20 protein-coding genes are annotated in these 23,341 nt (G+C 72.9%); 8 read left to right on the forward strand and 12 right to left on the reverse strand.

Annotated features, from left to right (window positions below; all coding sequences use genetic code 11):
* Positions 1-51: 51 nt before the first annotated feature.
* Positions 52-378: a hypothetical protein gene (locus VNL12_RS13040; RefSeq protein ID WP_325595240.1), complete on the forward strand. Its 327-nt coding sequence runs from the start codon at positions 52-54 to the stop codon at positions 376-378.
* Between the two features lie 141 nt (positions 379-519).
* Here VNL12_RS13040 and VNL12_RS13045 read toward each other — a convergent pair whose 3' ends face one another.
* Entirely contained in the window at positions 520-2,763 is a 2,244-nt protein-coding gene (locus tag VNL12_RS13045) for an FG-GAP-like repeat-containing protein (protein ID WP_325595242.1), read from the reverse strand.
* Positions 2,760-3,989: a SpoIID/LytB domain-containing protein gene (locus tag VNL12_RS13050; RefSeq protein ID WP_325595243.1), complete on the reverse strand. Its 1,230-nt coding sequence runs from the start codon at positions 3,987-3,989 to the stop codon at positions 2,760-2,762. Before VNL12_RS13050 ends, VNL12_RS13045 begins: the two co-directional genes overlap by 4 nt.
* Before the next feature lie 107 nt (positions 3,990-4,096).
* Here VNL12_RS13050 and VNL12_RS13055 point away from each other — a divergent pair, with 107 nt between their 5' ends.
* Both VNL12_RS13055 and VNL12_RS13060 read left to right on the forward strand, forming a co-directional pair.
* A complete protein-coding gene (locus tag VNL12_RS13055; RefSeq protein WP_325595245.1) occupies positions 4,097-5,143 on the forward strand; it encodes a DUF480 domain-containing protein in 1,047 nt (348 codons plus the stop codon).
* Between the two features lie 297 nt (positions 5,144-5,440).
* On the forward strand, positions 5,441-5,995 hold the full coding sequence (locus VNL12_RS13060) for a hypothetical protein (RefSeq protein WP_325595247.1): 555 nt from the start codon (positions 5,441-5,443) through the stop codon (positions 5,993-5,995).
* Positions 5,996-6,281: 286 nt separating this feature from the next.
* On the opposite strand, the gene VNL12_RS13065 is transcribed toward VNL12_RS13060, so the two are convergent.
* Together VNL12_RS13065 and VNL12_RS13070 are read right to left on the reverse strand one after the other, a co-directional pair.
* On the reverse strand, positions 6,282-8,075 hold the full coding sequence (locus VNL12_RS13065; protein ID WP_325595249.1) for an ABC transporter ATP-binding protein: 1,794 nt from the start codon (positions 8,073-8,075) through the stop codon (positions 6,282-6,284).
* Positions 8,072-9,973: an ABC transporter ATP-binding protein gene (locus tag VNL12_RS13070; RefSeq protein WP_325595251.1), complete on the reverse strand. Its 1,902-nt coding sequence runs from the start codon at positions 9,971-9,973 to the stop codon at positions 8,072-8,074. The genes VNL12_RS13065 and VNL12_RS13070 overlap by 4 nt, the downstream gene beginning before the upstream one ends.
* A gap of 147 nt (positions 9,974-10,120) precedes the next feature.
* Between VNL12_RS13070 and VNL12_RS13075 the strand changes: the two genes are divergently transcribed.
* Together VNL12_RS13075 and VNL12_RS13080 are read left to right on the forward strand one after the other, a co-directional pair.
* The gene (locus VNL12_RS13075) at positions 10,121-11,479 is read left to right on the forward strand and encodes an ABC1 kinase family protein (protein ID WP_325595253.1); all 1,359 of its coding nucleotides are present in this window, start codon (positions 10,121-10,123) and stop codon (positions 11,477-11,479) included.
* A 10-nt stretch (positions 11,480-11,489) separates the two neighbouring features.
* A complete protein-coding gene (locus VNL12_RS13080; RefSeq protein ID WP_325595255.1) occupies positions 11,490-12,044 on the forward strand; it encodes a DUF2752 domain-containing protein in 555 nt (184 codons plus the stop codon).
* A 212-nt stretch (positions 12,045-12,256) separates the two neighbouring features.
* On the opposite strand, the gene VNL12_RS13085 is transcribed toward VNL12_RS13080, so the two are convergent.
* The gene (locus VNL12_RS13085; protein ID WP_325595257.1) at positions 12,257-12,778 is read right to left on the reverse strand and encodes a gamma carbonic anhydrase family protein; all 522 of its coding nucleotides are present in this window, start codon (positions 12,776-12,778) and stop codon (positions 12,257-12,259) included.
* A 61-nt stretch (positions 12,779-12,839) separates the two neighbouring features.
* Here VNL12_RS13085 and VNL12_RS13090 point away from each other — a divergent pair, with 61 nt between their 5' ends.
* On the forward strand, positions 12,840-15,002 hold the full coding sequence (locus VNL12_RS13090; protein ID WP_325595259.1) for a S9 family peptidase: 2,163 nt from the start codon (positions 12,840-12,842) through the stop codon (positions 15,000-15,002).
* Positions 15,003-15,040: 38 nt separating this feature from the next.
* On the opposite strand, the gene VNL12_RS13095 is transcribed toward VNL12_RS13090, so the two are convergent.
* The 3 genes from VNL12_RS13095 to VNL12_RS13105 form a co-directional block, all read right to left on the reverse strand.
* Entirely contained in the window at positions 15,041-15,529 is a 489-nt protein-coding gene (locus VNL12_RS13095) for a flavin reductase family protein (protein ID WP_325595261.1), read from the reverse strand.
* An 87-nt stretch (positions 15,530-15,616) separates the two neighbouring features.
* Positions 15,617-16,777, reverse strand: a complete 1,161-nt coding sequence (locus VNL12_RS13100) for an acyl-CoA dehydrogenase family protein (protein ID WP_325595263.1) — start codon at positions 16,775-16,777, stop codon at positions 15,617-15,619.
* 53 nt (positions 16,778-16,830) lie between these two features.
* Positions 16,831-17,784 (reverse strand): MBL fold metallo-hydrolase, encoded by a 954-nt coding sequence (locus VNL12_RS13105; protein ID WP_325595265.1) that lies wholly within the window; start codon positions 17,782-17,784, stop codon positions 16,831-16,833.
* A gap of 172 nt (positions 17,785-17,956) precedes the next feature.
* On the opposite strand from VNL12_RS13105, the gene VNL12_RS13110 reads away from it, so the two are divergent.
* Positions 17,957-18,871: an alpha/beta hydrolase gene (locus VNL12_RS13110; RefSeq protein WP_325595267.1), complete on the forward strand. Its 915-nt coding sequence runs from the start codon at positions 17,957-17,959 to the stop codon at positions 18,869-18,871.
* A gap of 1 nt (position 18,872) precedes the next feature.
* Complete coding sequence (locus VNL12_RS13115) at positions 18,873-19,376, forward strand: nuclear transport factor 2 family protein (RefSeq protein WP_325595269.1); 504 nt, start codon at positions 18,873-18,875, stop codon at positions 19,374-19,376.
* A 210-nt stretch (positions 19,377-19,586) separates the two neighbouring features.
* Here VNL12_RS13115 and VNL12_RS13120 read toward each other — a convergent pair whose 3' ends face one another.
* The 4 genes from VNL12_RS13120 to VNL12_RS13135 form a co-directional block, all read right to left on the reverse strand.
* Positions 19,587-20,426 (reverse strand): A/G-specific adenine glycosylase, encoded by an 840-nt coding sequence (locus VNL12_RS13120; protein ID WP_325595271.1) that lies wholly within the window; start codon positions 20,424-20,426, stop codon positions 19,587-19,589.
* A gap of 155 nt (positions 20,427-20,581) precedes the next feature.
* Positions 20,582-21,397: a class I SAM-dependent methyltransferase gene (locus VNL12_RS13125; protein WP_325595273.1), complete on the reverse strand. Its 816-nt coding sequence runs from the start codon at positions 21,395-21,397 to the stop codon at positions 20,582-20,584.
* A gap of 4 nt (positions 21,398-21,401) precedes the next feature.
* Positions 21,402-21,923 carry a MaoC family dehydratase gene (locus VNL12_RS13130; RefSeq protein WP_325595275.1) on the reverse strand — a complete coding sequence of 174 codons (522 nt, stop codon included), beginning with the start codon at positions 21,921-21,923 and terminating at the stop codon, positions 21,402-21,404.
* Between the two features lie 124 nt (positions 21,924-22,047).
* Positions 22,048-23,341 (reverse strand): aldehyde dehydrogenase family protein (locus tag VNL12_RS13135; RefSeq protein WP_325595277.1); only part of this gene is annotated, 1,294 nt, incomplete at its 5' end.

Raw genomic sequence — 23,341 nt, forward strand, 5'->3', positions numbered from 1 at the left:
ATCGGTACGGTTGCGAGCAGTCGAGAACACCCCTACGGAGGAGACCCCACCATGCCCGAGATCACCACCGATGCTGCCAACCGCGTGGCCAAGGACGCCTTCTACGTCGGGGTCGGCCTCGGCGTCATCGCCTTCCAGAAGGCCCAGGTCCAGCGCGTCGAGCTGACCAAGACGCTGAAGGGCCAGGTCGGCGAGGCCAAGGGCCAGATCGACAAGATCGCCACCAACGCCGACGCCGTCGAGGACCGCTTCGAGGCCCTGCTCGACGAGATCGAGGCCAAGCTCCCCGAGCAGACCCGCGAGATCGTGCAGCAGGCCCGGGTGACCGCCCGCGACGCCCGCCAGCAGGTCCGCAGCGCCGTCGGCTGGGCCGCCTGAGCCCGACCCGCTGCCTTCGCCTCCGGCGTCCGCCCCCTGGGCACCGGAGCGCGGCGCGGCCGGTCCGCCGGTCGCCCCGAGGGGGGCCTGGACCCTCCGCCCTGGGTCCGGGCCTCCTTCGCGTCCGGGCGCGGGTTCCCCCTAGAGCACGCGCCGGCGGTACTCGGGAGCAGCGAGGAACTGCTCGATCAGGCGCTGAGGCGAGGTGCCGGCTTGGACCCGTCCCAGCCAGAAGCTCCAGCCCGAGGCGTCGGGTCCCCTCCCGAGGAGGCCGATGTAGGTCATCGCCACCTGCACCGGGCCCCTGAGGCGGGCGACCACGGCGGCGGAGCCGGAGAGGCCGGCCAGCCACGTGGCGCGTCCCTGACCCGAGATCGACGAGAGGGCGGTGGCGCGCTCCGACGCGCTCGGGCCGCGGCCGAGCAGGTTGCGGTAGGCGCGGTCGACGAGCGCCGCATCACTCTCGTCAGCCCACGGCGCATCGTCGAGGAGCCCGGCGGCTACCTGGGCCAGGCTGGCCCCGCGACGCAGCGCGAGCATCTGGCTGCGGACCTCGGCCGAGGTCATCGGCGGACCGCCCTTGAGCCCGAGGTGCAGGCGCACCACCGGGGAGGCCACGACGCCGAACTCGGCGCTGTTCATGAAGCCCTCGACGACCCGGGCCCCCGACCACGTGGTGCGCAGGCGGGCGGTCCAGAACGACTGGCCGGCGGCGTCGAGGGAGCGGCCGAGCAGGTCGGCGTACTGCTGGGCGACGAACGGGCGGCCGCAGGCGAAGGGGTGCCACGCCGGGCGCGGCGCCAGCCACGAGGTGCGCATCGGCCCCCGCTTGAAGCCGGGCCAGTCCTCGGCGCACAGCGGCCGGTCGGTGGTGAGCAGGTCGGTGCGCACCGCGTGGCCGGCCACGGCCGGCCCGCCGTGGCCGCCGGCGCGGTTCAGGTAGGACTGGGCGATGACCGTGCTGCCGTTGATCTCACCGATGGCGGCGATCGAGCTGGGTCCCAGGGACCCGTTGCCGCCGGTGAGGCGGAAGTCGGCTTCGATGGCCCGGTTGGCGCCGTTGTACACGCGCAGGCGTTGAGACAGGGCAGAGACGACCTCCTGCTGGCCGTCACCGTCGACATCCGCGATGGCGACCCCGCCGTGGGTGGGCATCGGCGACGAGCCGGGGCACTGGGTGACCGCGGCCGCGTTGCAGGTCGCCCACTTCCACTTGACCCCGCCGGACACCCCGGTGTGGTCGAAAGCGGTCAGGTACCCGCCCTCGGAGGCGACGACGACCTCGGGCCGCCCGTCGCCATCGATGTCACCGACGGCGGGTTGGTGCACGACGCGGCCCGGGGCGACGGCGGGCCAGCCGGGGAGGTCGCGCCGATCGGCGAGGGTGAAGGCGTACACCCGGCGCTGGGCCGTGCCGTCGCCGAAGGGGCCGTGGGTGCCGGTGCCGACGATGACGTCCATGCGGGTGTCGCCGTCGAGATCGGCGATGGCCGGCGACGACCACACGGTCTGACCGGGGATCGACCTGGGGTACCCCGGGAACCGCGTGCCGTTGGTGCCCCGCAGGGCCCACAGGAGGCCGCCGGCGGGCACGTTGAGGGGGTTGCCGGCGTAGATGTCGCCGCCGAGCACGACCTCGAGCCGGCCGTCCTTGTCGATGTCGACCAGCGCGGGCGACGACCAGAGGGTGTCGTGGAGGAAGGAGCGCCACAGCAGGGTGCCCCCGACGCTCCATGCGTAGAGCGAGTGGTCGTAGCTGGCGGCGATGATGTCGAGGCGGCCGTCGCCGTTGACGTCGCCGATGACGGGGGTGGCGAAGAACCCGTCGGGCCGGCAGTCGACGCCGGGCGGACAGAACTGCGGCGCCCCCTGGCGGAACGTGCGCTTCACGCCGCCGGACTGACCGTCCAGCAGCACGACGCGACCATCCATCGTCGCCACGACCACGTCGACCCTGCCGTCGCGGTCGATGTCGGAGACCACGGGCGACGCCTGGATGGCCGTGGGGCCGAGCGACCGCTGCCACAACCGGGCGCCGTCGGTCAGCCGGGTGGCGGTCACGGTGCCGTTCGGGGCGGCCACGACCAGCTCGGGTCGGTCGTCGCCGTCCAGGTCGGCCAGGGCCGGTGACGAGAAGTACTCCGGTGTCCCCGTCGCCACCGACAGGATGTTGAGCGGGACGTCGACCGTGCGCAGCGGCCGCACGGTGGTCGTCGCCGCCCCCGCGGGCGCCGGCGCGAACGGAGCGCGCGAGGCTCCGGGCACGATGCCGGCGGACATCACCGCGGCGAGGGCCGTCGCCACCGCCAGGCGGGTCACACCGGTGGAGCGGTGCGGGGCGGTCCCGCGTGCGGTCCGGGTGGGGCGCCGCCACGTGGTGGTCACGGGGCGAACCAGCTCGACTTCAGCCCGAACAGGAACCGCATCTGGTCACCGGTGAGGGTGACGTCGCCTCCGGTGAAGCGGGCCCGTACGGTCGTCACCCTCCCACCGAGGTCACCCTGGCCGTCTCGCACGTAGCCGTCGAACCCCGTCCACGTGCCCATGTCACGCCCCTGGCGGGCGTCGAAGGCGGCCTCGATGCGCTCGCGGGTGAGGGTCACGGTCCAGCTGTGGTGCGCGTTGCCGGCGTAGGCATCGCCGTCGTCGCGCACTGCCGGGAACTCTCCGCCGAGGGTCCAGCCGCCACTCGAGGTCGAGAACTCGGTGCGGGCGATGCGTCCGTTGCCGTGCCGCCGCACCTGGTGGGCGGTCTCGAGCACGGCTCGGTCCGTGCGAGGGTCCTCCACCTTGACGATGGTGCTCGACCCCGACGCCCTCGTGCCGTAGCCCTGGTAGGACTGGCACATCGTGTTGTCACAGGTGGTGGCCCACGAGCCCCACCGGGTGTCTCCGGAGAGGGCGTAGGACCGGGCGGCCAACGCCTGGGCCCGCAACGCGTTGGCGCCGCGCCCGCCGCCGACATCGGCCCACGACGGGGACATCTCCTTGGGCACGATCGAGCGGAGCATGGACTCGATCGGCACCTGGTTGACCGTCACGATGGTGCCGAGGGCCTCGACGGCCCGGAGCGATCCCCGGTAGTAGCGGGTCGCGCCGCTGACGCAGTGCTGGAGCATGGTGGCGGGGTTGTCGCCCTGGGCGATGCTCGAGCGGACCTCCACCTCGCCGGCGCTGCGGTCGCCGACGAGGCTCCACGGTCCGGCGCAGCCCGCGCCCCGCCAGATGCGGAACCGATTGCTGGAGAGCCGGGCGACGCGGACGGCGGCGACGTCGGCCCCGTAGCCGTCGACCCGAAGCGCGCTTGCGGTCTGGGTGACGATCAGCTCCCGCCCCTTGCTCGCCACCAGGTACGCCCTCTGATCCTCAGCAGGGGTGACCGTCGCCGTGGTGGTGCCGCCGTAGTAGTGGTCGAGGATTCGGGTGCCGCTCCACCCGTGGTCGACGGCGTAGCCGAGGGCGCCCCACTGGCCCATGCCCCTCCCGTGCCCAAACCCGTGGCCGCGCAGCGTCGCGGAGGACGGTGTGGTCTCACAACCGGTGAGCGCGATCACCGAGACGAGCGCGAGCAGCCCGGCCACGACGCGGATGAGGAGGGTTCGCGATGCCATCCCCGTCCATCGGTCAGCCGTGGACCCAAGTTGAGACAACCCGGGACACCGGCTCGGGTGGCCGGTGCCGCCGACGGCGGGTGACCACAGGTCCTAGGTTGGCCCCCGTGGACGTGGTGCTGACGGCGGTCGAGGTCAGGGTGCTGGGCAGCCTCCTGGAGAAGGAGCGCACCGTGCCTGCCACCTACCCGCTGACGATGAAGGCGCTGGTGGCAGCGTGCAACCAGAGCTCCAGCCGCGATCCGCTGATGGACGTGTCGGAGGCCGAGGTCGATGCCGCGGTCGAGGGCCTCAAGGCCCACAAGCTGGTCCGCAAGGTTCTCGCCACCACCGGCACCCGGGCCACGAAGTACCGCCAGGTCGCCCAGGAGGCTCTCACCGTCGACGACGCCCAGCGCGCGGTCCTCACCGTGCTCCTGCTGCGAGGGCCGCAGACACCCCAGGAGCTGCGGACCCGCGCCGAGCGCCTCCACCCCTTCGGCGATGCGGAGGTCGTGCGCGAGACCCTCGTCGACATGGCCGGCTGGGGTGATCCGCTGGTCGCCGAGCTGCCCCGACGACGGGGGCAGCGCGACACCCGGTGGGCCCACCGCCTGGCCGGGGAGCCGAGCGAGCCCGAGGTCGCCGAACCGACGAGCGTCGCGCCGGTCCCGCCCACCGGGCCGGCGGTACCGGCACCCGACCCGGTGCTCCACGGCGAGCTCGTTGCGCTGGTGGGGACGTGGGTTGGCCCGGGCGACGGGCACTACCCGACGATCGCCGGCTTCTCCTATGCGGAGCAGATCGAGGTCACGCCCGTGCCCGGGAAGCCGCTCCTCGCCTACCGCTCGGTGACCAGCGCGGCCGATGACGGGCGGGGACTGCACGCCGAGAGCGGGTTCTTCCGCCTCACCGGGGACGGAGGCGTCGAGCTGGTGGTGGCCGCCGGCCCCGGCATCGTCGAGGCCTGTGCCGGCATCGTCGAGCGGACCGCGACCGGCGTCGGGGTTGAGCTGGCCTCCGAGGCGGTGGCGGGGACGCCGTCGGCCAAGGTGGTGACGGCCACGGAGCGCAGCTACCGGGTGGAGGGCGACGTGCTCACCTACGACGTGTCGATGGCCGCCGTCGGACACCCCGTGGCCCACCACCTCCGGGCCACCCTCCGCCGCCGGTGAGGCCTGGTCGCCCCCCGCGGGGAGGTCGGCTCCGCCGTCGGGTTGCGGGTCCGCATCAGAGGTCGGCCACGGGTCGTCGTCCGGGTCGTCGTCCGGGTCGTCGTCCGGGTCGTGGCGGATCGGAGGGTCGACGAGCGGATCGACGACCGGCACGAGGTCGCCCGTCGAAGTCGGATCGGTGGGGCGGCCCTGCAGAGGTCGGTAGAAGAGGTCGAGGTCATACACGCCCCGGGCCGTGCGGCGGGCTCGCCCGGCGTCGTGCTCGTGGCCCAGGGCGTCGGCCAGGACCTTCACCGGGTGGGCTCCTTCGACCAGGTAGCCGTAGCGGTGGAGCCAGGCGTGGATCTCGCGGAGAGCCAGCTCGCCGTGCCGGGTGAGGATCTGGATGCAGGCCTGACGCAGGGCGACGCCGCCCACGGCGATGGCTTCGGTCGCTGCGGGCGGCAAGGGATCACCTCCGAGGACAGGCGGACGACGACCCCGTTGCCACGGGATGACGGGCCACAGCTCGTTGCGCGCCTCGGCCAGCTCGTCGAGCAGGTCGAGGCGCCTCTCTGCCACCCTCACCATCGAGCGGTCGAGCTCGTCCAGCTCGGCGAAGAGCCGGTCGCGCGCCACCTGCAGCTCGAGACGGGCCGCCGGGTGCAGGCCGGACCGTCGGCGGTTGGGGAACAGGCGGGCATCGCCCAAGGTCGGCGGGCGGCCGCGCACCAGGGTGCGGTCCCAGTGCCTCGGGCCTGCGGTGGGCTTCGGTTCGGCGCGGGGCCGCTCGGACGATGGGCGGGTCATCGCCATCTCCAGGTGGAGGGGTCAGTGCGGCGGTCGGGGGATCGCGATCCGGTGCCGTGGTGACGCCGTGGGCCCATCTTGACCGGGGGGTGTGACAGCGAGGCCCCGACGCCGACGGACAGGCCCGCGCCGACCGCCCCTCATCCGACCTCCAACCGCGCACCCCCAGCACCCCTCTCGCCGCCGTCGGGCAGCGAATCGACGTCGAATCGCCGACCGACGGTTTGCCGCAGATGTGTGGGGTCGGGGAGAGGGGCAGGAGAGATCGGAAGGCCAGAGCGTCAGGGCCATGTGGGTGGGTGGTGGGTGGCGGGGGTCAGCGGCCTCCACGGCGCCCCGACCGGGCAACTCAACCGGCGGGAGCCAACCCAGAGGTCCAGGCCGAGTAGAGAGCCTGGTACCGCCCCCCGTCGATGGCCACCAGCTCCGCGTGCGGTCCGAGCTCGGCCAGCTCGCCTCCGTCGACCACCCCGACCCGGTCGGCGCGAGCTGCGGTCGACAGTCGGTGGGCGATCACGATCGTCGTCCGACCCTCCATCAGGCGCTCCACGGCTGCTTCGACCACCGCCTCGGTGCCGGGGTCGAGGCTGGAGGTGGCCTCGTCGAGCACCAGCACGGCGGGGTCGGCCAGGGCGGCCCGGGCCATCGACACGAGCTGCTTCTCTCCGGCCGAGAGCCGGCTGCCACGCTCGCGCACCTCGGTGTCGAGGCCGTCGGGCAGAGCTGCGAACCGCTCGCGGACGCCGATTGCCTCGAGGGCGGCGTCGACCTCCGCGTCGGTCGCTCCGGCCCGGGCTACGCGGACGTTGTCGCGGATGGTGCCGTTGAAGAGGAAGCCCTCCTGGGGTACCACGGCGACCCTGTCGCGCAGCGAGGCGAGCGTCGCCCGGCGCAGGTCGACGCCGCCGAAGGAGACCGAACCGGCGGTCGGGTCATAGAAGCGGGCGATCATCTTGGCGAGGGTGGACTTGCCCGCTCCGGTGGGCCCCACCAGGGCGATGCGCTCACCGGGAGCGATCTCCAGGTCGACGCCGCTCAGCACCGGGGCGAGGTCGGGGCGGTAGGCGAAGCGCAGCCCGGCCACGGCGATGGTCCCGGCCGCCGGCAGGTCGACGGCGTCGGCGGCCTCGGGCACGTCGACCTCGGTGTCGAGCACCTCGAACAGCTTCTTCAGCCCGGCCCCGGCCGACTGCACCTGGTTGAAGAGCTGGGAGAGCTGCTGGACCGGGTCGAAGAGGTTCGAGAGCGACAGCACGAAGAGGGCGACGGTCCCCACCGTGAGGCTCCCATCGAGCACGAGCCGACCGCCGAAGTAGACCACCAGGGCCGTGGCCCCGGTGCCGGCGATCTCGATCACCGGCAGGTACCACGACTGCACCCAGACCGACCGCATGTGCGCCCGGTAGAGGCCCCGGTTGCGGTAGGCGAAGCGCTCGGTCTCGACCTCCTCACGGGCGTAGGCCTGGATGACCCGCACCCCACTGATGCCCTCCTGCAGGTGCGACAGCATGAGGCCGATCCGGTCGCGCACGGTGAGGTAGGCCGCGTTCGAGTCGCGCTGGAACCGGATGCTCGCCAGCACGACGAACGGCAAGGGGATGGCGACGATCAGCAGCAGCTGCCACGACGTGATGCCGAGCAGCACGAACGTCAACACGATGAGCAACACGTTGGACAGGAACTGGAGGAGCCCCAGCTGGACGAGCTCCTGGAGCGAGTCGATGTCCGAGGTCATGCGGGAGACGATGACCCCCGCCTTCTCCCGGTCGTAGTACGGCATGGAGAGCCGCAGCAGGTGCTGGAACACGCGGTTGCGCATGTCGCGCAGGAACCCCTCCCCGACGCGCGAGATCAACAGGATCTGCACCCGGTTGACCGCGAAGCCGATGAGCGCCACCACCACGTAGAGCACCACCGCCCGGTTGAGCGCGCCCCTATCGCCCTCCTTGATGCCGTCGTCGATGCCGACCCGCACGAGGAAGGGCCCCGCGATGGTCGTCAGCGTGTAGACGATGATCAGCACCATGGCGGCGACGAGGCCGCGGCGGTACGGGCCCAGGGTTCGACCCGCGCGCCGCAGGACTCGCCGGGCCGCCTTGCGGTCGAGCCGGTCCTCCTCGCTGACCGCCGAGCCCGTGTTCACGACCCACCGCCGATGGGCAGCACCTGATCGCCCTCCGAGGCGCCCGTCGCACCCGCCGCACCCGCCGCACCGATCGCACCCGCGCCGGCCGCACCGGTACCAGGCGCCCCGTCGTGGTCGTCGTCCGAAACCCGGACCGAGGCCAGCACCTGGCGGTAGCGAGCGCTCGTGTGCAGCAGCGACTCATGGGTGCCATCGGCCTCGACCCGGCCATCGTCGATCAGCACCACACGCTCGGCCAGGGCGATGGTGGCGGGCCGGTGAGCGATCACGATCGTGGTCCGGTTCCGCATCACCTCGCCGAGGGCGTCACGGATCTCGTGCTCCTTGGTGGGGTCGACGGCGCTGGTGGCGTCGTCGAGGATCAGGACGCGGGGATCGGCCAGGATGGCGCGGGCGATGGCGATCCGCTGGCGCTGGCCGCCCGAGAGCGAGTAGCCCCGCTCGCCGATCAACGTGTCGTACCCGTCGGGCAAGGCGGTCACGAAGTCATGGGCGCCGGCCAGCCGCGCCGCGCGTTCGATCTCCTCCATCTCGGCGTCGGGCTCGGCGAAGGCGATGTTCGCGGCGATCGAGTCGCTGAAGAGGAACGTGTCCTCGAAGACCAGCCCCACGGCGCGGCGCAGGTCGTGCAGCCGCACGTCACTCACGTCGACCCCGTCGAGTCGGACCGTTCCCTCGTCGACGTCGTAGAAGCGGCAGAGCAGTCGGGCGACGGTCGACTTGCCGGTCCCGGTCGCCCCGACGACCGCCACGGACTGGCCGGCGGGAACCTCCAGCGTGAACCCGTCGAGCACCGGCGGTCCCGGGGCGTAGCCGAAGCACACCCCCGAGAAGGAGACCAGACCGACGTCGCGCCCGGGCTCCCCGACGGGGAGAGGTCGGGGCGACCGGGGCTCGGCCACCTCCACCTCGGTGCTCAGCACCTCGGCCACCCGCTGGGCGGCGGCGACGGCCCGCTGGGCCATGGCCACGATCCACCCGAGCATGCGCATCGGCCAGACCAACAGCGCCACGTAGGCGTTGAACGCCACCAGCTCCCCGATGCTCAGCCGACCGTCGATGACCAGGTGACCGCCGTAGGCCAGCACCATGATCAGCCCGAGGCTGGGGAGCAGCTCGAGCGCCGGCCAGAAGCGCGACCGCACCGTTGCCCCCGCCATCGCCGCGTCGTAGACGTCGTCGGCCTCACCGGCCAGGCGGGTGGTCTGCACCCCCTCGGCCCCGAACCCCTTGACCACCCGGACGCCCGACACGGTCTCCTCCACCACCTCGGACAGCTCGGCGGACTCCTGCTGGACCCGCATCATCGTCGGGAAGAGCCGGGTGCTGAGCCGCCGGGTCAGCACGACCACGAACGGCAGCGCACCGAGGGCCAGGAGCGTCAGCAACAGGTTGATGCGCACGAGGATGACGGCGGTGGCCAGGACCGTGACCAGGTTGGCGATGGTGAGAGGCACGAGGGCGACGAAGTTCTGCACCTGCTGCAGGTCGAGGTTCGCCCGGCTCATGAGCTGGCCCGTGGCGCTCTGGTCGTGGAACGGGTGCGACAGGCGCACCAGGTGGGCGAACAGCCGATCTCGGAGCGACGCCTCGGCGTGACGGGCCTCGCGGAACGCCAGGTACCGCCGGCCTCCGGTGCACACCGCGGTCAACATGGCCACGAGGCCGATGGTCAAGGCCCAACCGACGATGGCGTCCTGGTCGCCTCGCTCGATCCCCTGGTCAATGGCCTTTTGGACGAACGTCGGGATGCTCACCCGTCCCGCGGTCCACACCAGGCCCATGGCCACGCCGGTGACGAGGCCCACCTTCTGGCGACCCAGCTGCTGGCGGAGGAGCCGCCACCCGTCCTTCGAGGCGCCCGCCGGGGGGAGGACCGGAGTCGACGCCGTCACCGGGCGCCGCACCTGGTGACCGGACCGCTCGAGACTTGACCCACGGGTCGAGAGGTTACCGGGGCACCCCCGGGCGCCGGCAGGCCGTTGGGCGCTGAACCCGCCTGACGCGGTGCGAGGGCCGCCCGGGGCTACCGTCGAGGGCCGATGAGCAGACCCGGCGCTCCCGTGTCGCGCCCCGGCATCGCTCGGCGATCGGCCGACATCAGCACCACGTTCGCCCGCCACCTGGCCCGGGTGCGCGACCCGCTCCCCCGACGCCTCCGCACCGCCTTCACCGAGCTGGGGCCGACGTTCGTCAAGGTCGGCCAGGTCATCGCCTCGAGCCCCGGTCTCTTCCCCCGGGACTGGATCGATGAGTTCTCCTCCCTGCGCGACCAGGTCCCGCCGTTCCCCACCGCCCTCGCCCGGCGGACCGTCGAGGAGGACCTCGGCCGCCCGCTCTCGAGCATCTTCTCCTCCTTCGACACCGAACCGCTGGCGGCGGCGTCGATCGCCCAGGTGCACGGGGCGACCCTCCTCGACGGACGGGCGGTGGTGGTCAAGGTCCAGCGTCCCCGTCTCGCGGAGCAGGTCCGCGACGAGCTGCGCGCCCTGCTCATCGTGTGCGAGCTGCTCGAGCGCATCCCCCAGACATCGGTCGGCTCGCCACGCGCCCTGGCCGAGGACTTCGCCCGCACGCTCCACGAGGAGATGGACTTCCGGCTCGAGGCCGAGAACATGGACCGCATGCGCCGGCTGCTGGACACATCGGGCATCGGTGACTGTCGCGTGCCCGAGGTGCACCACGACCTCGTCGGGCGCCGGGTCCTCACCATGGAGAGGATCGACGGCCTGCACTTCACCGACGTGGAGGCCATGAGGGCCGAGGGCATCGACACCGAGAGGTTGCTGCGACTCGGCGTCCAGACGGTGGTGGAGGGCGTGTTGGTGCACGGCTTCTTCCACGGCGACCTGCACGCCGGCAACCTCTGCGTCCTCCCCGACGGCACGTTCGTGCTCTTCGACTTCGGCATCGTCGGTCGCCTCACCGAGTCGACCCGCACCCGGCTCGCCACCTACCTGATGGCGGTCACCACCAACGACTACGCAGCCATGGTCCGGGCGCTGCGCTCGTTCGGCTCGGTGCCGCGCGACGTCGACGTCGACGAGCTGGCGGCCACCATCGCGGAGCTCTACGAGCCGTTCGTGCAGGGCGGGGTGGTCATCGCCCAGCTGGGCGAGCTGATGGACACCCTCATCCGCGCCATGGTCCGCCACCGGGTCCGCATGCCGCGCGAGCTGGTGCTGCTCACCAAGCAGATGCTGTACCTCGAAGGCGCGGCGGCGACCCTCGCCCCCGACGCCGACCTGCTCCAGGAGCAGACGCTCATATACTCCACCCTGATGACCAAGTACCCCGACCTGGCCAGCCAGATCCAGGGTGCGATGCAGCGGGGCCGTGAGATGGACGATGCCATCGCCGCCGCCGCCGCCGCCGGCCGCGGCGCCCGGTCGCGGAGGTAGCGTGGCGGACGTGGCCACGACGACCGATCCTGCCTCGACCCCGGCCCGCGCCGTGGACGACCACCCGTACCCTCGCCGCGACGGCGACGCCTCCGCTCACGGTGAGGCTCCCGCATGGACGCCGCGCCCGCCCGGGCGCCTCACCCGGGCGCATGTGGCCCGGCCGTGGCTCGCGCCCGTGCTCGTCGGCTCCGCAATCTGCCTGGCCACCGGCTACACCGCCTGGCAGGACCCCAACGCCGGCGGCGTCTTCCCCGGCTGCCCGCTGCGGGAGGCGACGGGCTGGGACTGCCCGGGCTGCGGGGGCCTCCGGGCCACCCACGCCCTCACCCGTGGTGACCTGGCGGGCGCCCTCGACCACAACGTCGTGATCGTCGCCCTCCTCCCCGCCCTGGTGGTGCTGTGGGGCATCTGGCTGCTGCGGAGCCTCGGGGTCCGCATCCCCCGCCCGCCGCAACCCAAGGCGCCCGTGTGGTGGGCCCTGGGCGCGTTGCTCCTGGCCTTCACGGTGATCCGCAACATCAGTGGCGTGGCCCTCTTCGAGTACCTCAACAGCACGACCTGACCCGGCCGCCCGAAGGGCCGGCGCTCAGGAACGCCGGCCTCGGACCGATGATCAGCAGCGGAGGTCTCCGTGCTGGTCGACGAGCTGTTCATCCCCCACCGAGAGGGCACGATCCGGGTGCGGATCGATGAGCGCGTGACGGTCTTCGCCGGTCTCGGCGAGGTCGGGCGCGCCCGCATGGCGCGCCTCTTCGTCGGCCCTGCACGTCGGGGTCAATCGAGGCGCCGCAGCCCGTCGCGGTACCGGGGGATGCGGTCGCGGTACGCCTCGGCGCCCAGGCGGATCATCGTCTCGGGGTCGACGCGGCCCTCCTTGATCACGGCCGGGACTCCGAGGGCCATGGCCCGGCTCGGCACCTCGGTGTCGTTGGTGACCAGGGCGTTGGCCCCGACGAGGGCCTCGGTGCGCACGACGGCGCGGTGCAGCACCACCGATCCCGAGCCGACCAGGGCACCGTCCTCGATGGTGCAGCCCTCGAGGTGGACGTTGTGGCCGATCACGCAGTCGTCGCCGACGGTGGTGGGCCAGTCGGGGGTGGTGTGCACGACGGTGCCGTCCTGGATGGAGGTCCTCGACCCGACGACGATGGCGCCGTCGTCGCCCCGCAGCACGGCGTGGGGCCACACCGACGACTCGGCCCCGATGGTGACCGAACCGATGACCACCGCGTCGGGGTGCACGTAGGCCCCGGGGTGGATGTCGGGCACCTGGTCACCGAGCGCGTAGATCGCCATGGGCCGACCTTATCGACGGTGCTGGGACCGCCGGTCACGGCCAGCCCGTACCCTCCAGCGGGTGATCACCGGTGACCCGAGCACCCCCCGTCCCCGCTTCGCCCCGGCCGAGGCTCCCGTCGCCCCGCGCCGGGCAGCCCGCCGGATCCGCCACGGTCACGACGAGGCCGACGACCTCGGTTGGATGCGGGACCACTCCAACGCCGCCCTCCTGCGGTTGCTCGAGGCCGAGGACGCCCACGCCGAGGCCGTGCTCGCGCCGCTGGCCCCCCTCATCGACGAGATCGAGGCCGAGATCCGGGCCCGCACCCAGGAGGACGACATGTCGGTGCCGCACCGCAAGGGCGGCTGGTGGTACCAGACCCGCACCGAGGAGGGAGCCTCCTACGCCATCCACGAGCGCCGGCCCGACGTCGGCGACGGCTCGGGCCCTGCGGCGGATGCACCGGTCGAGCTGATCCTCGACGAGAACGCCCTCGCCGAGGGCCTCGGGTACCTCTCGGTCGGTGTGGCCGACATCAGCCCCGACGGGTGGCTCCTGGCCTACGCGCTGGATGTCGACGGCTCCGAGGCCCACGAGCTGCGGGTGCGCGACCTGCGCACCTGCCGCGACCTCCCGGTCGCCATCGCGAACGTGTCCTACGGCTTCGCCTGGGCCGCCGACAGCGAAGCGTTCCTCTACACCACCCTCGACCCGGCCCACCGCCCGTGGCGCGTGCACACCCACCACCTCGGCGCGAACCCCACCGGCGCCGAGGACCCGCTCGTGCTCGAGGAGCCCGACGACCGCTTCTTCGTCGGGGTCGGGTCCAGCCGCAGCGGCGACCTCATCACCGTCGACGTGGGCAGCGCGGTGACCTCCGAGCTCCGCCTCGTCGACGCCCACGCCCCCGAGGCCGGCGCCCGCCTGGCGATCCCCCGCCGCCAGGGGGTGGAGGTCCAGGTCGCGCACCACGGCGACTGGCTCTACCTGGTGAGCAACGACGACGCCCTCGACTTCGCACTGTGGCGGGCTCCCCTCGCGGCGCCCGACCGCGGCCGCTGGCAGCCGGTCGTCGCCCACTCGCCGGGCACCCGGCTGCTCGGCGTGGAGGCGTTCCGGGACCACCTCGTCCTCCACCTCCGTTCCGAGGGCCGCCCCGCCCTGCGGGTCATCGACGTGGCCGCCCTCGACAGGGGCGGGGGAGCCCCCGACCCGGCCACGGTGGCCGCCGCCAGCCGGGACCTCACGTTCCCCGACGCCGGCTACACCCTCGGCGGCGCCGCGAACGAGGAGTGGGACACTCGCCGGTTCCGCTTCAGCTACCAGTCGCTCGCCACCCCAGGGACCGTGTTCGAGGAGGACCTGGCCACCGGTGAGCGCTTCCAGCTCAAGCGGATGCCGGTGCTGGGCGACTTCGACCCCGGCGCGTACCGTACGGCTCGGGTGTGGGCCCCGTCGGGTGACGGGGCCGAGGTGCCCGTCTCGATCGTCCACCGGGCCGACGTGGCCCCCGACGGCACCGCCCCCCTCGTGCTCTACGGCTACGGGGCCTATGAGATCAGCATGGACCCGTGGTTCTCGATCGCCCGCCTGTCCCTGCTCGATCGGGGGGTCACCTTCGCCGTGGCCCACGTGCGGGGCGGCGGGGAGATGGGTCGGCGCTGGTACGAGGACGGCAAGCTCGCGGCCAAGCCGAGCTCCTTCGCCGACCTCGTCGCCGTCGCCGACCACCTCGCGTCCGAGGGCTGGGCCGCCCCGGATCGCATCGCCACCCGCGGCGGGAGCGCTGGCGGGCTGCTCGTCGCCGCCGCGGTCAACCGGGCCCCGCAGCGGTTCCGGGCCGTGGTGGCCGAGGTGCCCTTCGTCGATGCGCTGAACACGATCCTCGACCCCGAGGCGCCGCTCACCGCCACCGAGTGGGAGGAGTGGGGCAACCCCATCACCGACCCCGAGGCGTTCGCGGTGATGCGGGGCTACAGCCCCACCGAGAACGTGGGCTCGGGCCCCTACCCGGCGATCTACGCGACCGGCGGGCGCCACGACCCCCGCGTCGGCGTGCACGAGCCCGCGACATGGGTGCAGCGCCTGCGCGAGCACACCGAGGCGGCACCGGAGCGCCCCGTCGTGCTGCGCGTCGAGCTGGGGGCGGGCCACGGCGGGCCGTCGGGCCGTTACGACGCCTGGCGCAAGGAGGCCGAGGTGCTGGCCTTCCTCCTGACCGCCCTCGACGTCACCGCGTGAACGTCACCGCCTGAGCGTCAACACCTGGGCCTGGTCGCTCAGCGCGCCACCTCGGCGTAGCCGCCGCGGAAGAACACCAGCGGGGTGCCCTCGTCGACCACGGCGAGATCGTGCACCCGCCCGATCACGATGTCGTGGTCACCGGCGGCGTGGACGACCTCGAGCTCGCAATCCACCCACGCCAGCACGTCGGCGATGCGCGGGGCGCCGGAGTGCGGGGCGGCGTCGTAGCCCAGCCCGGCGAACTTGTCGTCGGACTTGCCGGCGAACACCCGGCACACGTGCTCCTGATCGGCGGCGAGGACGTTCACGCAGAACCGCCCGGCGGCACGGATCCTCGGCCAGCTCGACGACTGGTGCCCGGCGCAGAAGCCCACCAGCGGAGGATCGAGCGACACCGAGAAGAACGACCCCACGGCCAGCCCGACGCGCCCTCCGTCGCCCTCGGCGGTGATCACGGTGACCCCGGTCGGGAAGTGGCCGAGCACCTGTCGGTAGCTGGCCGGGTCGATGGCGGGATCGGACATGGGACCTCCGGTCGGGCCAGGCCGGGGCGACCTGATGGGTCGTCAGGGTACGCGAGCCCCCGCTCCGCCCGGCGCGCCTCGCGAGCCTCAGTAGCTGCGCGGCAGGCCGAGCACCTTCTGGGCCAGGTGGTTCAGCGTCATCTCCTGGCTCACCGGGGCCACCCGCATGATCCGGGCCTCGCGCCAGTAGCGACCCACGTGGTACTCCTCGGCGAAGCCCAACCCGCCGTGGACCTGGATCGCACGGTCACACGCGTCGAACCCGGCCTCGGCCGCCAGGTACTTGGCCGTGTTGGCCTCCTCGCCACACGGAAGGCCGTGGTCGTAGCGCCACGCCGCCATCTCGGTCATCAGCCAGGCGGCGCGCAGGCGGGCGTGGGCGTCGGCCAAGGGGTGGCTGATGGCCTGGTTGGCCCCGATGGGCCGCCCGAAGACCTCGCGCCCACAGGCGTAGGCGACGGCGCGGTGGAGGGCCGCCAGGCCGGTGCCCACGGCCTCCGCCGCGATCAGGATGCGCTCGGGGTTGAGCCCCGAGAGCAGCTGGGCGAAGCCTCGGCCCTCCTCGCCCACCAGCCGCCAACCCTCGACGGGCAGGTCGTCGTAGAAGACCTCACAGCTGCCCACCGCGTTGCGCGCCGTCTTGGCGATGGGCCGGATGGTGACGTGGTCGGGGTCGAGGTCGACGAGGAAAAGGCTGAGCCCGCCCAGGCGGTCGGTGTCGTCGTGGCCGGTGCGGGCGAGCAGGAGGCAGACCTCGGACTCCTCGGCCTTGGAGGTCCAGATCTTCTGGCCCGAGATGCGCCAGTCGTCGCCGACGCGCTCGGCCCGGGTGGTGATCCGTGAGGTGTCGGTGCCGGCGTCGGGCTCGGTGACGCCGAACGCCACGTGCAGGTCACCCGCCGCGGCACGGGGCAGGAACGCCTGCTTCAAGCGCTCGGAGCCGAAGCGCACCACCGGCTCGAGCCCGAACACGGTCAGGTGCAGCGCGGTGCAGCCGTTCATGGCCGCGCCCGACGCCGCCACCTCGCGCATCACGATGGCGGCCTCGGTGATGCCGCACCCGCCGCCTCCGTGCTCCGAGGGGAGCGCCACGCCGATCCAACCGCCCTCGGCCATGGCCCCGTAGAACTCCCACGGGAACCGGTGCTCGCGATCACACGCCGACCAGTAGTCGTCGTCGAACTGCCCGGTGACGGCCCGGACGCCGGCCCCCAGCGCGACGTGGTCAGGATCCTCGGTGAAGTCCATCGCTCAGCCGCGACCGGGCCGACGGGCGCGCGACGCGGTGGCGATCGCCGGTCCTAGGAACCGGTGGCGGCGCGCCCGGTGGCCAGCTCGGACATGGCACCGAGGGCATGGCCGACGTGCACCGGCGACGAGATCACCGCGTTGGACGGGCACGGGTTCCGGGGGGCGAGCGCCACGGTCGTGCCCTCGGCGCCGGCGATGACCTCTTCGAGGCCCCGCTCGGCGCCGAGCACCCGGGCGTGGCGGAGCAGGGCGTCGACGGCGTCGTCGTGACGCTCGGGATCGTGGTGGAACAGGGCTAGGCGGCGGGCCCCGGCGGTGGCGGCCACGTGCACCGCGTAGTCGACGGTGCAGTGGCCCCAGTCGGACTTTCGGGCGAAGTCGCCGTGGGTGAACTGGGCGTCGTGGATCACCAGGTCGGCCCCGTCGCAGAGGGCGAGGGCCCCCTCGGCGATGCGATCGGTGCCGTCGGTGGGCTGCTGGTGGTCGCTGATGTAGGCGATCGACACACCGTCCACCTCGACCCGGTAGCCGTTGGTGGCGCCGACGTGGGGCACCGCCCAGGCCCGGATCGTCGCCCCGTCGACCTCGACCGCCTCGCCGTCGTCGAAGTCGACGAACTCGATGTGGCCGTGGAGCTGCTCGACCCGCACCGGAAAGTAGGGCGGGCGCATGAACTCACTGAAGGCGTCGGCCAGGCTGACCCCCGCCGACGGCCGCGGGGCGTGGACGGTGAGGTGAGCGCCGGGGGCCAGCACCGGGGTGAAGAACGGGAGGCCCTGGACGTGGTCCCAGTGCATGTGGGTGACGAAGGCGTGGGCCGCGAACGTGCCGTCGGTGGGCTGGGTCTCGCCGAAGAACCGCAGACCGGTGCCGAGGTCGAGGATGATCGGCTGGTGCCCGGGGCGCTCGATCGACACGCAGGCGGTGTTGCCCCCGTAGCGCTGGTTGTCTGCACACGGACACGGCGTCGATCCTCGGACGCCCCAGAACGTGATGTTGACCATGCGCGCGCTCTTCCCCTCGTCACCGCCCCCAGGTGGCGGCGAACCGTAGTGGAGGTGGCCGGACCATGGACGGTGTGTGACCGAAATGACAGATACGGGCGCGAGCAGACTCGCATCGCCCGCGAGCAGACGAGCCCCATCACGCCGCCGCGCTGTGTACCGTCCCGCCCCGATGGACGCTCCTCCCGATCTCCCGCCGGGTCTGACCCTCGGGCACACCGACCTCGGCGACCTCGACGTGGCCTGGCTCACCGACCCCCGCGCCGATCCCGACGCACCGCTGGCCCTGCTGCTGCACGGCTTCCCCGACGCCGCGACCACGTGGCGCCACCTCATCCCCGCCCTCACCGACGCCGGGTTCCGACCCGTCGCCCCGTGGCTGCGGGGCTACGCCCCCACGTCGGTGCCCGACGACGGGCTCTACCAGGTCGGGGCCCTCGCCCGCGACGCGAACCGCCTCCACGACGCCCTCGGCGGTGGCCCCGACGCAGTGGTCGTGGGCCACGACTGGGGGGCGATGGCGGCCTATGCCGCCGCCGGCTGGCAGCCGAACCTGTGGCGCCGGGTCGTCACCCTCGCGGTGCCGCCCGCGGCGGCCATGCTCGGCGGGTTCACCTCCTATGACCAGCTGCGTCGGAGCTGGTACATGTTCTTCTTCCAGAGCCCACTGGCCGAAGGGGCGGTGGCAGCCGACGACCTCGCCTTCATCGACCGGTTGTGGGCCGACTGGTCTCCGGGCTTCGACGCCGCCGAAGATCTGCCGGCGGTGAAGGCGGCGCTCCGCGACCCAGCCTGCTTGGCCGCCGCCCTCGGCTACTACCGGGCCACGCTCGGCACGGGCCCGACCGATCCCGCCCTGGATGAGGCCCAGGCCGGGTGGACGACCCCGACGCCGATCCCCACGCTCTACCTGCACGGCGCCACCGACGGCTGCCTCGGCGCCGAGCTCGTCGTCGACGTCGAGGCGCACCTGCCCGCACCCGGGTCGCGCGCCGAGGTGGTCGACGGCGTCGGCCACTTCCTCCACGTCGAGGCCCCCGACGTGGTGAACCCGCTCATCAGCGCCTTCCTGACCGAAGGGTCCTGAGATGCCCGACATCACGCTCGACGACCTCGTGGCGATCCACCACATCGAGCAGCTGAAGTACGCCTACTTCCGCTGCCTCGACCAGAAGCGCTGGGAGGAGATGGAGACGCTCCTCATCCCCGACGTCGAGGCGACCTACTCCGGGGGCACCAACTCCTTCTCGGGGCGCGACGCGGTGCTGGACTTCCTCCAGCGCTCGATGGGCGCCGAGTCGTTCCACTCCGCGCACCACTGCCACCACCCCGAGATCCGCCTCACGTCCGCCACTGACGCCACCGGCACCTGGGCCATGGAGGACACGGTGATCATGTTGGACTTCGACATCACCATCCGCGGCGCCGGCTTCTACGAGGACCGCTACGTGCGCCAGAACGGCCGGTGGCTCATCGCCGCCACCGGCTACAAGCGGCTCTGGGAGGAGCTGGCCCCGCGTGCCTCGACCGAGGGCCTCCAGCTCACCGCCTCCTGGTGGCGCACCGACGGCCGCAGCAGCCTCGCCGGATAGGGCTCCGAACGCCCTGCTGGACGGGGTGGGCGACCAGCACCGCCCGTTCGATGCTCGCTCTGGCTCCGCTCGCAAGCTCGCTGCGCGGCTGCGCTTCGCTGCGGGCGACGCCGGTCGCCTTCCGGTCCGTCGGGCGTCCACCTCACGGGGTTGTCGGCCCCGCGCGTTGCTGCTCGCGTCTCCATGGGGACCGGGCTGGCCGTGCCTGCGTCAGGGCAGGTGCCAGGTGCCATCTTCGGCGTGGGTTGCGAGGCCGTCGGCCTCGAGGGTGGCCGCCACTCTCGTCGAACGCTCTGGGTCGTCGGGCCAGCCCATCACCTCTGGGAGGTCGGGTTCGGCGACCGGACCCGATCGGAGGGCGTCGACGAGGCGGCCTCGGCCTTGGCGATCGCTGCCCTCGAAGCGGGACTGGGGGCGAGCCCTCACCCAGGGGTCGGGCTCGATCGGGCCCGCCTCGCGCCAGGCACAGCGGGTCATCGCCGGGCACTCAGCGCATCGGGGGCGGGGTCGGCACACCGTGGCGCCCAGCTCCATCACGGCTTGGTTCCAGGCCCACGCGCCGCCCGGGAGGGCCGCGGCGTGGGCGGCGAGGGCATCGGCGTCGGGCTGGGTGACGGGTCGGCCGTGCAGGCGGGACAGAGCGCGCTGCACGTTGACGTCGAGCACCCCGACCGGCTGCTCGTAGGCGAAGGCCAGCACGGCGCGCGCCGTGTAGGGGCCGATGCCGGGGAGTCCCAGCAACCCGTCGAGCGTCGTGGGGAGCTGGCCACCGTGGGCGGTGGTGATCGCGACCGCGCACCGGTGCAGGTTCACGGCCCGGCGGTTGTACCCGAGGCCCTGCCAGAGCGCCACAGTGTCGCCCACCGGTGCTGCGGCGCAGGCCGCCGGGGTCCCGAACCGCTCGAGGAAGGCGACGTAGCGGGGCAGGACCCGAGCCACGCCGGTCTGTTGCAACATGAGCTCGGAGACGAGGACGGCCCACGGGTCGCGGGTCCCACGCCACGGCAGGTCGCGGCCGCCGGCGGCGAACCACCCGACCACCTCCTCCACCGATCCCTCAGCCGTCGGGGAGCGATTCGCTGTCGATTCGTCGACCGACGGACCGCCGGGCATCGGGGAGCGATTCGCTGTCGATTCGACGGCCGACGGAGCAACGCCAGCGGGGGCCGGGGCCTCGCCGCCGGCGGCCGCCGGTGGCTGGGCGCTCAGGGGTTCCGCCGGCACCAGTACACGACGGTGACGTACGGCAGGTCGAAGGGTTCGGCAACGTCGGCCACCAGGGCCCGCACCTCGGCCGCCAGGCTCGACCGAGCCTCGGGGGGCTGCGAGGCGATGTACGACGTCGACAGCACCCGGGCGACGAGGGTGTCGACGTCCATCCGCTGGCGGTAGGTCGTGTCGTGCCGGGAGACGGCCCCGAAGGGCACGTCGAGAGCCTCGATCCGCGCCACCCAGTCGTCCTCCACGGTGTAGGGCACCTGCCACTCGCCCCGCTGGTCCCACCGGATGAGCCGGCTGAGCTCGGCCACCCACGGCTCACGCGTGTCGCGCTCGTTCCAGATCAGCCCGAGCCCGCCGCCGGGGCGCAGCACCCGGGCGATCTCGCGCAGCGCGACCTCGGCGTCGAACCAGTGGAAGGCCTGGGCCACGGTGACGGCATCGACCGACGCGCCCGCCAACGGCAGGTGCTCAGCGGTTCCATCACGCACGTCGACCGTCGGCGTCGAGGCCTCGAGCAGGGCCCGCATCTCGGCCACCGGCTCGACCGCCACCACCTCGGCCCCGGTCGGCACCAGGAGGCGCGTGAGCTTGCCGGTGCCGGCGGCGAGGTCGAGCACCGTTGCGCCGGGTCCGATGCCGAGCTCACGGCACAGCAGCTCGACCGCATCGGCGGGATACGACGGGCGCCCCCGCTCGTAGTCCCCGGCCCCGACCGAGAACCCCGAGGCGGCCGCCAGCATCACCCGCGCGTCGGGCGCCCCGTGCCCGTCGGTGCCGGGGCTGAGGTCGGAGGACGCCACCTGACTAGGCCCCCTCGTCGGCCCACACGGCATCGACGTCATAGGGGCGGGGTCGCCCGGGAGCGGCGGCGTTGGTCCAGACCATCACCTTGCGGCGGAAGTAGCAGACCTCGTCGCCGTGCTGGTTGAGCCCCTTGGTCTCGACCGTCACGATCCCCCGGTCGCCCTTGGAGGTCAGCTTCTTGTCGAGCACCCGCGTCTCGGCGTGGATGGTGTCGCCGTGGAAGGTGGGCTTGGCGTGCTTGAGCACCTCGACCTCCAGGTTGGCCACGGCCTGGCCCGACACGTCGGGGACGCTCAGGCCCAGCACCAGCGAGTACACCAGGTTGCCGACCACGACGTTGCGGCCCTGGGGGGCCTGGGCCGCGAACCAGTCGTTGGTGTGCAGCGGGTGGTGGTTCATGGTGATCATGCAGAACAGGTGGTCGTCGTACTCGGTGATCGTCTTGCCGGGCCAGTGGCGGTAGACGTCGCCCACCTCGAAGTCCTCGAAGGTGCGGCCGAAGGGACGCTCGTGGACGGTCACCGTGGGGTCCTCCTGGGGTCGATGCGGCCGTCAGCGTAGGACGCGGGTCACCTCCGCTCCGCCTCGGACGACACACCCGTGCCGCGGGCCGACGCCCACCGCCAGGGTCACGAGCGTCGGCCGATCAGGAGCCAGGGGCGAAGCCCTGGCGCACCGTGTTCTCACTCGACGCCCGGGGGTCGAGCATCTGGAGCAGGTAATCGGGGCCACCGGCCTTGGAGCCGACCCCGGAGAGCCCGACGCCGCCGAAGGGGTGGCGGCCGACGACCGCCCCGGTGATGTCGCGGTTCACATAGACGTTGCCGGCGTGCAGCTCGGCGCGGCACCGCTCAGCGGTCGACGGTGATCGGCTGCACACCCCGGCGGTGAGGGCGTAGTCGGTGTCGTTGGCCAGGGCGATGGCCTCGTCGAGGTCCCGGGCCCGGAACACGCTCAGCACCGGGCCGAAGTGCTCGTTCCGCGCCAGCGGAGACGAGGGGTCGACGTCGGTCACCACCGTGGGCCCGACGTAGAAGCCCTCGTTCGGCGCGTCGTCGCGGGCAAGGGCCACCGTGCCGTGCTGTCCCGCGGTGGCGATGACGCCGCGCAGGCGCTCGTGGGCATCGGCGTCGATGACCGGCCCCACCTGCGTGCCCATGTCGGAGGCCGATCCGACGACGAGCTCGGCGACGGCGGCGACCAGCCGGGGCACGATGGCGTCCCACGCCCGGTCGAGCACGATCAGCCGGGAGAGGGCCGAGCACTTCTGGCCCGAGAAGCCGAAGGCGGAGCGCACCACGAGGGGCACCACCTCGTCGGGGTCCGCGTCGGCATCGACGATCAGCGGGTTCTTGCCCCCCATCTCGGCGATGACCCGCTTCACGTGGCGCTGGCCGGGGTGGGTGACCGCGGCGGCGGCGTTGATCGCCAGGCCCACGGGGCGCGAGCCGGTGAAGGCGATGACGGCGACATCGGGGTGGTCGACGAGGCGGGCGCCGACCTCCTCCCCCCGTCCGGGCACGAAGCCGAGGACGCCGGGGGGCAGCCCGGCGGCGGTGAGGGCCTCGACCAGCGACCACGCCGCTGCCGGCGTCTGCTCGGCGGGCTTGAGCACCACCGGGTTGCCGGCCACCAGGGCGGCCACGGTCATCCCGCACGCGATGGCGAGGGGGAAGTTCCACGGGGCGATCACCGCGGTGACGCCCTTGCCCTCATAGGTCAGGCGGTTGGCCTCCCCCGGCGGTGACTGCACCTCGCCCCCGGCATCGAGGCGGAGCATCTCGCGCCCGTAGTACTCGCAGAAGTCCATCGCCTCGCACACATCGGCGTCGGCTTGGTCCCACGGCTTGGCCGCCTCGTGCACCTGGCGGGCGGCCAGCTCGTCGCGCCGGGCCCGCATCCAGGCCGCCGCCCCGAACAGCACCGCGGCGCGCTCGGGG

Origin of the sequence: Iamia sp. (assembly GCF_035575815.1) — a bacterium.
GTDB lineage: Bacteria > Actinomycetota > Acidimicrobiia > Acidimicrobiales > Iamiaceae > Iamia.